Source organism: Massilia solisilvae (assembly GCF_024753215.1).
GTDB lineage: Bacteria > Pseudomonadota > Gammaproteobacteria > Burkholderiales > Burkholderiaceae_D > Telluria > Telluria solisilvae.
In genome coordinates, this window is sequence record NZ_JANUGV010000001.1 from 944321 (window position 1) to 956937 (window position 12617).

Annotated in this window: 13 protein-coding genes; 10 read left to right on the forward strand and 3 right to left on the reverse strand. The window is 67.7% G+C overall.

The genetic code is table 11. The annotated features are described in order from the left end of the window. Window positions 1–121: 121 nt before the first annotated feature. Window positions 122–1294 carry a dienelactone hydrolase family protein gene (locus NX773_RS04175; protein ID WP_258855095.1) on the reverse strand — a complete coding sequence of 391 codons (1173 nt, stop codon included), beginning with the start codon at window positions 1292–1294 and terminating at the stop codon, window positions 122–124. A gap of 276 nt (window positions 1295–1570) precedes the next feature. Between NX773_RS04175 and NX773_RS04180 the strand changes: the two genes are divergently transcribed. The 8 genes from NX773_RS04180 (at window position 1571) to NX773_RS04215 (ending at window position 9148) form a co-directional block, all read left to right on the forward strand. Further along, window positions 1571–3241 (forward strand): efflux MFS transporter permease, encoded by a 1671-nt coding sequence (locus NX773_RS04180; protein WP_258855096.1) that lies wholly within the window; start codon window positions 1571–1573, stop codon window positions 3239–3241. Window position 3242: 1 nt separating this feature from the next. After that, complete coding sequence (locus NX773_RS04185; protein WP_258855097.1) at window positions 3243–4325, forward strand: HlyD family secretion protein; 1083 nt, start codon at window positions 3243–3245, stop codon at window positions 4323–4325. Beyond that, a complete protein-coding gene (locus NX773_RS04190; protein ID WP_258855098.1) occupies window positions 4322–5695 on the forward strand; it encodes an efflux transporter outer membrane subunit in 1374 nt (457 codons plus the stop codon). The genes NX773_RS04185 and NX773_RS04190 overlap by 4 nt, the downstream gene beginning before the upstream one ends. A 72-nt stretch (window positions 5696–5767) precedes the next feature. Then, complete coding sequence (locus NX773_RS04195) at window positions 5768–6334, forward strand: NADPH-dependent FMN reductase (protein ID WP_258855099.1); 567 nt, start codon at window positions 5768–5770, stop codon at window positions 6332–6334. 43 nt (window positions 6335–6377) lie between these two features. Continuing rightward, window positions 6378–6998, forward strand: coding sequence for a tRNA-uridine aminocarboxypropyltransferase (locus tag NX773_RS04200; protein WP_258855100.1), 621 nt, complete (start codon window positions 6378–6380; stop codon window positions 6996–6998). Between the two features lie 106 nt (window positions 6999–7104). Further along, entirely contained in the window at window positions 7105–8229 is a 1125-nt protein-coding gene (locus NX773_RS04205; RefSeq protein ID WP_258855101.1) for a PA0069 family radical SAM protein, read from the forward strand. 73 nt (window positions 8230–8302) lie between these two features. Then, window positions 8303–8851 (forward strand): AAA family ATPase, encoded by a 549-nt coding sequence (locus NX773_RS04210; RefSeq protein WP_258855102.1) that lies wholly within the window; start codon window positions 8303–8305, stop codon window positions 8849–8851. A gap of 9 nt (window positions 8852–8860) precedes the next feature. Beyond that, the gene (locus NX773_RS04215; protein ID WP_258855103.1) at window positions 8861–9148 is read left to right on the forward strand and encodes a TfoX/Sxy family DNA transformation protein; all 288 of its coding nucleotides are present in this window, start codon (window positions 8861–8863) and stop codon (window positions 9146–9148) included. A 97-nt stretch (window positions 9149–9245) separates the two neighbouring features. Here the strand turns inward: NX773_RS04215 and NX773_RS04220 are convergent, their stop codons facing one another. Continuing rightward, on the reverse strand, window positions 9246–9815 hold the full coding sequence (locus NX773_RS04220; RefSeq protein ID WP_258855104.1) for a gamma-glutamylcyclotransferase: 570 nt from the start codon (window positions 9813–9815) through the stop codon (window positions 9246–9248). Between the two features lie 63 nt (window positions 9816–9878). Continuing rightward, window positions 9879–10775: a LysR family transcriptional regulator gene (locus tag NX773_RS04225; RefSeq protein ID WP_258855105.1), complete on the reverse strand. Its 897-nt coding sequence runs from the start codon at window positions 10773–10775 to the stop codon at window positions 9879–9881. A gap of 93 nt (window positions 10776–10868) precedes the next feature. Between NX773_RS04225 and NX773_RS04230 the strand changes: the two genes are divergently transcribed. Together NX773_RS04230 and maiA are read left to right on the forward strand one after the other, a co-directional pair. Next, entirely contained in the window at window positions 10869–11894 is a 1026-nt protein-coding gene (locus NX773_RS04230; protein WP_258855106.1) for a fumarylacetoacetate hydrolase family protein, read from the forward strand. Further along, window positions 11891–12535 (forward strand): maleylacetoacetate isomerase, encoded by a 645-nt coding sequence (gene maiA, locus NX773_RS04235; RefSeq protein WP_258855107.1) that lies wholly within the window; start codon window positions 11891–11893, stop codon window positions 12533–12535. Before NX773_RS04230 ends, maiA begins: the two co-directional genes overlap by 4 nt. Window positions 12536–12617: the final 82 nt, after the last annotated feature.

Genomic DNA, 12617 nt, shown 5'->3' on the forward strand with positions numbered 1-12617 from the left:
TGTCCGGGGTCAGCCGGCGCCGTGGTTTGTTCTACATCTGAAAAGCGGGCACGAGCGGGCGCTTGTTGAGTATCGGAAATGCAGGGTGGGATCGAGAACCCGCCCGACGCGAAGTGCGAACTTAATTTGCCGACTTGCCGACCGTGCCACCCACTGCGCCCTTGGCGTTGCTGTCCACCGCCGGCGTCACGGATGCCGTCAGCGCAGCCTTGTCAGCCTGGTCCAGCTTGCCATCGTTCCATACCACGTAGTCGTCGATCGAATACAGGTGGCACGGCTTGCTGCTCTTGGCCGAGCAGGTGGCCAGCGCGCGGCCTTCCGGATCCTCGCCTTCTTCGGCCCAGGTCCAGGCGCCGGTGGGCGAGACCGCGAACGCGCGCGGGGTCAGCTTGGTCAGATAGTCGCGGTAGGCGCGCCGCCCGTTGTCGGTCAGGAAAGGCACGGCGTCCACGTCGTCCACCTTCGCGTAGTCGGTCTTGGGCGGCTGCGGCGGCTCGGGCACGTTGTACAGCACCTTGGTCGGCATGCCGACCTGCTTGAGGAATTCCTCGGTCTCGCCCAGCCACACTTTTTCTCCGTCGCGGCTGGCGAGCATGCCGTGCGAGTCGCGCTTGAACGCGCCGTACTCGACCAGCTTGCCCTGGCCGCCGGCCAGCAGGTAGGCGTCGTGCATGCGCGTGGCCAGCTCCGGCCCGAACAGCGAATCGTTGGCGCCGTACATCCACAGACTGGGGATCCTGGCGTTGGCGCCGTAGTTGGCGTAGGCGCTCACCAGCTCGCGCTGCCAGCTGCATTCCTCGTCGCGCAGGCCGCCGGCAAAGTTGAGCAGGCCGCGCACGCCCGGCAGCTGCTGGGTGCCCAGCGCGATCGTGGCCAGCCCGCCGTACGACTGGCCGGCGATCACGATGCGCTGCGGGTCCACCCAGGGCTGCTCGCGCGCGTAGTTGAGCGCGTCGAGGATGTCGCTGGCCTGGGTGTAGCCGTTGGCGGTCATGTCGCAGCCGTGGTCCCGGTAGCGCCCGGTCGAGCTGGCAAAGCCCTGGCGCATCGGCACGATCACGGCATAGCCGCGCGCCACGAAGGCGTGCGCCATATGATAGAAGCGGTCGCGCGGTTGCTGGTCCGGGCGGCCCGGATCCTTGCCATGGTTAATGATGAGCAGCGGGAACGGCCCCGGACCGTTGGGCGTGAAGACCGTGGTCTCCATCATGGCCTGGTGGTCGGGCCCGGCGGGGATCAGGACGATGTGCTCGTTCAGGCGGTAGTCGAGCTGAAGCTCTTGTTCAATTGCCAAGCCCGGCAGCAAGGCGATTGCGGCGACGAGGGCGGATGTAATCTTGCGAACAGAAAGACGGACTCGGATCATGGAAACTCTAGGTGTCGGGGGCGATTTGTAACAAATTGCCGAGCGGCATGAACTTGATTCTAGGCACCTAGAAAAAGCGGAGCAATATCCAATAGATCAGTTCCGGAAGTAAATTTTCGCGTCGTGCCAAATTTGCTACGGCTGGCTTGGACTGGGGATACGCCAAGTGGACAGAAGGGCAATACGACAGGCCGGGGAGGGCCGATGAGCAGGTTTGCGCCGCGCGACTGGCATCCGGACGAGCGCCCCGTGCTGCCGGGCTCGCCGTCCACGCCCGCGCATCTTCCGCTGGTGCGCGTGGCCTATTTCCTGGTCGGCACGCTGCTCACGCTCACGGGCGGGCTGGGCAATGCGCTGGTCACCGCCAACCTGGTCAACCTGCAGGGCACGCTGGGCGCCTACGCTACCGAGACCAACTGGCTGCCGGCCGCGTTCGTGATGACCAATGCCTCGATGAACCTGCTGCTGGTGAAATTTCGCCAGCAGTTCGGGCTGCGCGCGTTCACCGAACTGTTCCTGGTGCTGTATGCGCTGGTCACGTTCGCGCACCTGTTCGTGGGCGAGCTGGGCTCGGCGATCGCGGTGCGCGCCGCGCACGGCATGGTGGGCGCGGCGCTGTCCACGCTCGGGCTGTACTACACGCTGCAGGCCTTCCCCAAGCCGATCCGCTTTCGCGGTACCGTGGTCTCGCTGGGCATTGCGCAACTGCCGCTGCCGCTGGCTTACATCTTTTCCAGCGAGCTGCTGCAGTTCGGCGAATGGCATGGCCTGTATGTGTTCGAGCTCGGGCTCACGCTGCTGGCGCTGGCCTGCGTGCTGGCGCTGCCGCTGCCGCCGGGCGACCACTACAAGGCGTTCCGCCCGCTCGACTTCGTGACCTTTGCGCTGTTCGCGCCGGGAGTGGCGCTGCTGTGCGCCGGGCTGACCTTCGGCCGCGTGCTGTGGTGGACCGACACGCCCTGGGTCGGGCTGGCGCTGGCCGGCGCGCTGGTGCTGATCCTGGCTGCCTTCTTCGTCGAGCACACCCGGCGTACGCCCTTGCTCAACATTCGCTGGCTGACCAACGGCGGCATCCTGCGGCTGGCGCTGGGCATGCTGCTGGTGCGCGTGGTGCTGGCCGAGCAGGGCGTGGGCGCGGTGAACTTCATGCGCTCGGTGGGCCTGAACAATGACGAGCTGGCGACCCTGTTCACCGTGGTGCTGTTGTCCACGATCGCCGGCATCGTAGTGGCCGCGGCCACCACCAGCCTGCAGCACCTGCTGGCGCCGCAGGCGATCGCGCTGGTGATCATGGCGCTGGGCGCGTTCATCGATTCGCATGCCACCAGCCAGACCCGGCCTGAACAGATGTACATCAGCCAGGGCATGCTGGGCTTTGGCGGCGCGCTGTTCCTGGGGCCGCTGGTGGTGTCGCTGATCGGGCAGGTGATCGCCAACCCCGGCAACCTGATCAGCTTTTCGGTCTTGTTCAGCCTGACGCAGAACCTGGGCGGGCTGATTGGAACCTCATTGCTGGGCACCTTTCAGGTGTGGCGCGAAAAATTCCACTCGAACGTGCTGGTCGAGCAGCTGTCGGCGCTGGACCCGGACGTGATCGCGCGCCTGCAGGCCGGCAGCGCCGCGTTTGTGCGCGCCACCACCGACCCGGCCGCGCGCGCGCACCTGGGCCTGTCGTCGCTGGCATCGAGCGCCACGCGCGAGGCCAATGTGCTGGCCTATAACGATGTGTTCCTGCTCATTGCCCTCATCGCCTCGCTGCACGCGCTGTGGGTGTTCGGGCGCGGCGCATGGCTGACCTATGTCGCGCCGCCGGCCCCGGCCGCGCCCCCCGCTGCCCCGGGCGCCCAACCAGAAACCGAACAGGTGACCGACTGACATGGCCGACGCATTGACCTCTCCCGCACCGGTCAACCCGGCCCGCAGCCTGCTGCTCAACGCGCTCATTTTCGGCAGCCTTGCGCTCGTGGGCGTGCTGATCGTGCTGTACGCGTGGAACCTGCCGCCGTTCCACAGCGCGGTCGAAAGCACCGAGAACGCCATGGTGCACGGACAGATCACGCTGATCAGCCCCCAGCTGTCGGGCTACGTGGTCGAGGTCAAGGTGCAGGACTTCCAGCATGTGCGCGCGGGCGAACTGCTGATGCGCATCGACGACCGCATCTATCACCAGCGCCTGGAGCAGGCGCGCGCGCAGCTGGCCACGCAGCAGGCGGCGCTGGCCAACTACGCGCAGACGCATGCCAGCGCGCAGGAGACGATCGCGCAGAACGAGGCTGCGTTGGCCTCGGCGCTGGCGCAGGAGCGCAAGGCCAGGGCCGACCTGGCGCGGGTGGAGGAGCTGGCGGCCGACGGTTCGCTGTCGGTGCGCGAGCGCGACGCGGCGCGCGCGGCGGCAGCGCAGGCGACGGCGGCGGCCCGGCAGGCCAGGGCCGCGCTCGGGATCGCGCGCCAGAATTTCACGTCGGTTGGCGTGAACCGCGCCTCGCTCGAGGCGGCCGTGGCCAACGCCCAAGCGGCCGTGCGGCTGGCCGAGATCGACCTGTCGAATACCCGCATCGTGGCGCCGCGTGACGGCCAGCTGGGGCAGGTCAGCGTGCGGCTGGGCGCCTACGTCAACGCCGGCACCCAGCTGACCGCGCTGGTGCCGCCGCAGCTGTGGGTGATCGCCAACTTGAAGGAAACGCAGATGGCCAACGTGCGTGTTGGCCAGCCGGTCACCTTCACGGTGGACGCGCTGAACAACGCCACGCTGCGCGGGCATGTGGAGCGCATCTCGCCCGCCACCGGCTCGGAATTCGCGGTGCTCCCGCCGGATAACGCGACCGGCAACTACGTCAAGATCGCGCAGCGCATCCCGGTGCGCATCAGCGTCGATCCGGGCCAGCAGCTGGCTGCGCGCCTGCGGCCGGGCATGTCGGTGGTAGCCAGCATCGACACCGGCGCCAAGGGGCAGCAATGAAGCGCGCCGCGCTGGCGGCACTGGCGGCGCTGCTGGCCGGGTGCAGCCTGCCGCGCCATCCCGCGCCCGCGCCGACGCTGCAAATGCCGGCCCACTGGCGCACGGCGGTCGGCCCGGGCGCGCCGGTGGAGCGCGACTGGTGGCAGGCCTTCCATGATCCCGCGCTGGCCAACCTGGTGCAGCAGGCGCTGGCGCGCAACGCCGACGTGCGCACGGCGCAGGCGCGCCTGCAGGAGTACCTGGCCCGCATCACGGTGGCGGCAAGCGGCCAATGGCCCATGCTCACCGCCAGCGGCGGCCCGTCACGCGCGGAAGCCATCGGCTCGACCGGATCGCCCACGGTCGTGACCTCGGTGACGGCCGGCGTGCAGGCCAGTTACGAACTCGACGTGTTCGGCCGGGCCGCGGCGACCACGCGCGCCGCGCGCCTGGATTATCAATCGCAGCTGGCGCTGGCCGATGCGACGGCGCTGTCGGTGGCGGCCAATACCGCCAACGGCTACCTGAACCTGCGCGGGCTCGACGCGCAGCTCGAGCTGGCCCGCGCCACGCTCGTCTCGCGCCGGCGCTCGCTCGACCTGGCGCGGCGCCAGTTCGAAGTCGGCTATTCGTCGCGGCTGGAGCTGGCACAGGCCGAGGCCGAGTACCGGACGACCGCCGGCGTGGTGCCGCAGCTGGAGCGCTCGATCGCGCTGCAGGAAAACGCGCTGGCGCTGCTGGCCGGCGCAAACCCGGGTGTGGTGGCGCGCGGCCTGCCGCTGGCCGAACTGGCGCCGCCGGCCATCGCGCCGTGGCTGCCGTCGCAACTGGTGCGGCGCCGGCCCGACGTGGCGGCGGCGGAGAGCGCGGTTGCCGCCGCCGACGCCAGCCTGGCCGTCGCGCGCGACCAGTTGCTGCCGTCGATCCGCATCTCGGCGGCGCTCTCGGGCGCGGGCTCGAACCTGCCGGAGCTGCTGAGCAACCCAACGGCCCTGTGGTCGATCGGCGGCAGCATCCTTGCGCCCGTGTTCGACGCAGGCCGGTTGCGGGCTCAGACCGACATCGCGGCATCGGTGCGCGACCGCGCCGTGTTCGCGTACGAAGCCACGGTGCGCACTGCGTTTGCCGAGACCGACAACGCGCTGGCCAGCATTCGCCGCCTGGGCGAGCAGATCGTCGAAGCGGACGCGCGCCGGGTGGCGGCGGCCGAGGCGCTGCGCATTGCGCACAACCGCTATGCGAACGGCTACGCCTCGTACCTGGAAGAGCTGGATGCGCAGCGCAACCTGTTCACTGCAGAGCAGACCGTGCTGCAGCTGCGCGCAGGCCTGCTGGGCGCGCATGTGGACCTGTACCGTGCCCTTGGCGGCGGCTGGGCGCCGGCGCGCTGAACCGCCGTGCACACGGTGCGTGCCAATGTGGTTAGAATGACCAGATCGTCGTTCAACTTGTAGGAGGAATTCATGGTCAAGATTGGGGTGATCGTCGGCAGCACGCGCCCGGGCCGCAAGGCGCTGGACGTGGCCAAGTGGGTGATGGACATCGCCAGGCTGCGTTCGGACGCGGCGTTCGAGCTGGTGGACATTGCGGACTTCAACCTGCCGCTCCTGGACGAGCCGGTGCCGCCGTCGATGGGCCAGTATTCCAAGCCGCACACCAAGGCGTGGGCCGAAAAGATCGGCCAGTACGACGGCTTCGTGTTCGTCACGCCCGAGTACAACCACGGCACGTCGGGCGCGCTGAAGAACGCGATCGACTTCCTGTACAAGGAGTGGAACAACAAGGCTGCCGGCTTCGTCGGCTACGGCAGCGCGGGCGGGGCGCGCGCGATCGAGAACCTGCGCCTGGTGATGGGCGAGCTGATGGTGGCCGACGTGCGCGCGCAAGTGATGCTGTCGCTGTTCACCGATTTCGAGAACTTCGCCACCTTCAAGCCGGCCGCGCACCACGAGAAGTCGGTGACGGCAATGCTCGACCAGGTGGTGGCCTGGAGCGGCGCGCTGCAGGGCCTGCGCGGCAAGCAGGGCTGACAGGACTGCTACAATCGGCGGCCCTGACCACCAGTGCCGCCGCATGACCGATACCATCCCGCCTCGCCGCGCCACCTGCGGCGTCTGCCTGCGCGCGCAAAGCGCCTGCATGTGCACGGCGGTAGTGCGCGTCCAGGCGGCGGTCGAGCTGCTCGTCCTGCTGCACCCGCTCGAAGCCGGCAACGCGAAGAACAGCGGCCGGCTGCTGCACCTGTGCGTGCCGGGCAGCCGCATCGAAGTAGGCGAGGCATTCGACCCGCAGGCGCTCGAGGCGATGCTGCACGCCGGCGGCCGCGTGCCGTTGCTGCTGTATCCGCCCACGCCGGCGCAGGCCGGCATTGCGCCGCCGCCCGAGCCCGACCACGCGCTGCTATCGGCGCCGCAGCGCCTGCGCCTGGTCGTGCTCGACGCCACCTGGCGCAAGAGCCGCAAGATGCTGTACCTGAACCCGGCCCTGCAGCGACTGCCCCGGCTGGCCCTGTCGGAGGTGCCAGCGTCGGCCTACCGGATACGCAAGGCGCACGCGCCGCACCAGTTGTCCACGTTTGAAGCGGCGGCGTACGCACTGCGCCAGCTTGGCGGCGACGAGCAGGCTTGCCACCAGCTGCTGACGGCGTTCGACAACTTCGTTGCACAACAGGCAGCGTTCGCGCGTCACGCTTGAATTCACGGAAGGCGCGGCGTAAGATACTGTATAAACGTACAGTACAGGTGGAGCGGTGGCCGAGCGCGAGCGACAAGTTGACAGGGAAAGTATCGAGGGGCAGCCCATGCTGCCCCCGCGCCCGCTTGCCGCGCGCAAGGGGCGCGGCGCCGTGTCCAACATCCAGGGCCGCTACGAGCTGGACCAGCGCGAACGTTTCGAGGACGGCTGGGTTGCCGGCGACGAGGACGAAGCGCCGGCCGTCCGTACCGTGGTGACGGACGAATACGCCAAAAGCATCCTCACGCGCAACGCCTCGCCCGACGTGCCGTTCAATGTGTCGCTCAATCCCTACCGCGGTTGCGAGCACGGCTGCATCTATTGTTTTGCGCGGCCCACGCACAGCTACCTGGGCCTGTCGCCGGGGCTCGATTTCGAAACCCGGCTGTTTGCCAAGGTCAACGCGCCGGACCTGCTGCGGCGCGAGCTGGCGTCGCCCTCGTACGTGCCCGAGCACATTGCCATCGGTGTCAATACCGACGCCTACCAGCCGTGCGAGCGGCAGCGCCGGATCACGCGCCAGGTGCTCGAGGTGCTGCACGAGTGCAACCACCCGGTTGGGCTGATCACGAAAAACGCCTTGATCGAGCGCGACATTGACCTGCTCGCGCCCATGGCCGAAAAGCGGCTGGCCTGCGCAGCCATCACGCTCACCACGCTCGACCCGGAGATCGCCCGCACGCTCGAGCCGCGCGCAGCCGCCCCCGCGCGCCGCCTGCGCGCCATCCGCACGCTGGCCGAGGCCGGCATTCCGGTCAGCGTGTCGGTGGCGCCCATCATCCCGTTCGTCACCGAGCCGGAGATCGAAAAGATCCTCGAAGCCGCGCGCGACGCGGGAGCGGTGGGTGCGCATTACGTGGTGCTGCGCTTGCCCTGGGAAGTCAATCCGCTGTTCAAGGAATGGCTGGAAGCGCATTTTCCCGAGCGCGCCGCGCGCGTGATGAACCGCGTGCGCGACATGCGCGGAGGCAAAGACTACGACAGTGACTTTTCCAAACGCATGCACGGGGAGGGCGTCTGGGCTGATTTGATCCAGCAACGTTTTGCCAAGACGGTGGAGCGGCTGGGCATGGGCGGCTTGCGCGGACGTTTCGACAAGCTCGACGTGTCGCAATTCCGGCGGCCATTGGTGGTGCCTCCCTCGGCTGGCAAGCAGGCCGGCAACGCGACCGGGCAGCTGGACCTGTTCTGAAAGAAGCGGCCGGCTTGGCGCTCCTTGGCCGGATCGGCTACGATTGCTGGTTGGAAAATCCAGGAACAGGCTTATGGCAGAGCGGGACGCGGCAGCGGAAATGGTCGAGAAGGTGGTGTTTGTCGGCGCGGAATCGACCGGCAAGTCGACGCTTGCCCAGTACCTCGCGCACGAGTTTGACACGGTGTACGTGCCCGAGATCGGGCGCTTCATCTGGGAAGAAAAGAAGGGGCAGCTGAATGTCGACGACTACGTTGACATCGCTGTCAAGCACCGCCAGGCCGAAGCGGAGGGCGCGGCACGGGCGCGCCGCTACCTGTTCGTGGACACCAGTGCGCTCACGACTTTGCTGCTGGGCTATTGCTTCGGCCATATCAAGCAAGCGCCGGAAGAACTCTTGCGCTACGCGGACGACTGCAAGCTGCGTTACGCGCACCACTTCGTGTGCGCCGACGACATTCCCTACGAATACGACCCGGCACGCGAGAACGAGGCATGGCGGGGGCGCATCCAGAAGCTGGTGCTGGACGACCTGGACGCGCGCGGCATCGCCTACACCGTCGTGACCGGCACGGTCGAGGAGCGCGCGGCGCAGGTGCGGCGCGTGCTCGAAGCACGCTGAAGGCCCGCCATGGCGCCACGGCCCGAGCGACTGCGTGACATGAAGGGACTGGGGCCACGCTGCGAGCAATGGCTGCCGCTGGTCGGCATCCACACGCCCGACGCGTTGCGCGCCGCCGATCCGTTCCTGATGTACGCAAGCCTGCTGCCGCAGGTGCCCGGGCTGGGGCTGAACATGCTGTACGCGCTGATCGGCGCGATCGAAGGGCGCAACTGGATCGACATCAAGCGCGAACGCCGCACCGAAATCCTGATGCGGCTCGAAGACATGGGTATTGCGCCGCGCCGATCCGTGTAGCGTGGGAAGCCCGCTCAGCTGGGCATTGCCGAGCTTCGCCCCACGCGTTCAACCAGCGCTGACACAGCCGATTCGCTTGCCTCGGCGCCGGGACGCCTCACCCCGCCATGAATTCCCGCAAATGCCGCTCGATCTCGAACACATGAGGATCGAACTTGCCCAGCTCGCGCAGCGCCTGTGCCAGCTCCAGCAGATACTCGCTGTTCGGCCCGCTTGGCCCGCGCGAGGCGGCGATCTGGCGCGCAATGTCGCGCTCGCTGGCCGGCCCCAGATAAGCCGCATTCTCGTGCGTGGCAATGTACACCAGCCCCTCCACGCTGCCGGCGCCCTCGAAGGCGATTTCGGTGGCCAGGCGCAGGTAGCCGTTTTTTTCGCGATGGTCCAGGTGGGCGAATTCCTCCGGCGTGACCAGGTAGGCCATCCCGTGGCACACCTGTCCCGGGTCCGGCACCAGCGTCACCACCCGGCCGGGTGCGGTCTCGGTGCCGCGGTGGTCGTGCGAGCCTTGCCAGAAGCGACGCGTCCAGCCGGTGATGCTGGCCGGGCGCCGCTCGATGAAGGGGAAGTCGGCCTTGAAGATCAGCGAGCCATAGCCGAACAGCCACACGCTTTCGTGGCCGTCGAACTTGTCCATGCGCTGGTTGATCGCGATGGTGTTGTGGGACATCGTTCCTGCGTTTGCTAGAAAGGAGGGCGTATTCTAGCGCCGGGCGCGCATGCGATGCTGGCCTTACTCGCCCTTGGCGACGAAATCGAGCAGGAAAGCAACGAACGCCTCGGCGGCCGGGCTCAGGGTCCGTTGCGGACGCGTATGCACGAAGAACCTGCGCGTGAGCCGCGGCGCTTCCAGCTCGCGTATGCACAGCTGATACAGGCTCACCAGCGGTTCGGCGTACGGCAGGCAGACCGTGACCCCCAGCCCGCTGCTGACCATGGCCAGGGCGGTTGTCATGAATGCCACCTCGTACGCCGGCTTGAGCGTGACCTCGCGCAGTGCGCCGTGCATGTCGGCCAGCAAGCGCTCGGTGAACTGGCCCTGCAGCGAGATGAACGGATAGTCCGCCAGGTCCTGCCAGGTGATCCGCTCGCGCTGTGCCAGCGGATGCTCCTTGGGAAAGACCAGTGCGAACGGCAGCTCGAACAGCAGCTGCGCATCCAGCGCCGGCGCCGGCTCGCGTTCCGGTGCAATGCCCACGTCGGCTTCGCCCGACAGGATGCGCGCCGCCACGCTCTCGACGGCGCAGTCGGCCAGGCGCACCTGCACGTCGGGATGCTGCGCCTGCCACGCGGCGATCGCGCGCGGCAGCAGCGTGCACGCCATCAGCTGCGGCGCCGCGATGCGCACCAATCCTTTCTTCAGGCGCGTGTGCGCCTCAATGTTCGCAAGCGCACCGTCGAGATCGTCGATGATCTGGCTGAATAGGGGCACCAGCTCGCGGCCGATGTCGGTGAGCGCGATCTTGCGCGTGCTGCGGTCCACCACGCGGGTGCCAAGGGCGGCTTCCAGCTCCTTGATCAAACCCGACAGGGCCGACTGCGACAGGTGCAGCAGCTGCGCGGCGAGCGTAAAGTTACCGGTCTTGGCCAGCGCGACGAAGGCGCGCATCTGCCGTAGGGTAGGATTCATAAGATAATCCGATAAATCGGGCGGAAAATACTGTTTGTATGATAGTCCGTTTTGTTCTTTAATGGCGGCAACTAACTGCATGAAGGAAACGCCATGAAACTCGCCACCCTCAAGACCGGCAGCCGCGACGGCACCCTGGTCGTCGTCAGCCGCGACCTCGTGACCTGCCAGCGCGTTCCGCACATCGCGCCCACGCTGCAGGCCGCGCTGGACGACTGGGAGCGCGCGGCGCCGCAACTGCAACAGGTGTACGAGGCGCTCAACGGCGGCAACGCGCCCGAGGCCGAGTCCTTCCTCGAGGAAGAAGCGCACTCGCCTCTGCCGCGCGCCTACCAGTGGGCCGACGGCTCGGCCTACATCAACCATGTGGAGCTGGTGCGCAAGGCGCGCGGGGCCGAGCTGCCGGCCTCGTTCTACACCGATCCGCTGATGTACCAGGGCGGTTCGGACTCCTTCGTCGGCCCGTGCGACCCGATCTGCGTGTTGTCCGAGGACTGGGGCGTGGACCTGGAGGCCGAGGTGTCCGTGATCACCGGCGACGTGCCGATGGGCGCCACGCCCGAGCAGGCCGCGAACGCGATTCGCCTGGTCATGCTGGTCAACGACGTCTCGCTGCGCAACCTGATCCCGGGCGAACTGGCCAAGGGCTTCGGCTTCTTCCAGTCCAAGCCGGCAAGCGCATTCTCGCCGGTGGCGGTCACGCCGGACGAACTGGGCAAGGCCTGGCGCGACAGCAAGCTGCACCTGCCGCTCCTGGTCACGCTCAACGACAAGCCGTTCGGCCGCCCCAACGCGGGCGAGGACATGACCTTCAGCTTTGCCCAGTTGGTCGCGCACGCCGCCAAGACGCGCGAGCTGGAGGCTGGCAGCATCATAGGCTCGGGCACCGTGTCCAACAAGCAGGGCAGCCTGCACGGCTCGAGCATCGAAAACGGCGGCGTGGGCTATTGCTGCCTGGCCGAGGTGCGCATGTACGAGACGATCGAGCAGGGCGCGCCCGCAACGCCATTCCTGCGCTACGGCGACAGCGTGCGCATCGAGATGCTGGACGCGGAAGGCTCGAGCATCTTCGGCGCGATCGACCAGGAGGTCGCGCACTATCACCGGAGGACCGAATGAAGCTCTACACGTACTTTCGCAGCTCGGCCGCGTACCGTGTGCGCATTGCGCTGAACCTGAAGGGGCTCAAGTACGAGGCGGTGCCGGTGCACCTGCTGCGCGGCGGCGGCGAGCAGCTGTCGGACAGCTACCGCAAGATCAACCCGAGCGCGCTGGTGCCCGCCCTGCAGGACGAGCGCGGCACGCTCACGCAGTCGATGGCGATCCTGGAATACCTCGAAGAGACCCATCCCGACGTGCCGCTGCTGCCGGCCGACCCGCTCGGGCGGGCGCGCGTGCGCGAGCTGTGCCAGATCGTCGCCTGCGACATCCACCCGCTCAACAACCTGCGCGTGCTGCGCTACCTCGTGCACACCGTGGGCGCGACCGAAGAGCAAAAGACCGAGTGGTATCGGCACTGGATCAGGGAGGGGCTGGCGTCGCTCGAGGGGCACCTGGCGCGCGACCCGGGCGCTGCCGATTTCTGCCACGGCGAGACGCCGACGCTGGCCGACTGTTTCCTGGTGCCGCAGGTGTTCAACGCGCAGCGCTTCGAGATCGACGTGGCGGCTTACCCGAACATCGCCCGCATCAACGCCAACTGCGTGCAGCTGCCGGCGTTCGCGCACGCGCACCCGTCGCAGCAGCCGGACACGGAATAGCAAGCGTAGGGTGGGCAGCTTGTCTGCCCACGCGTTCAAGCAGCTCACGATTTAGCGCTCATGCCAAGCGCAGTGTGAACGG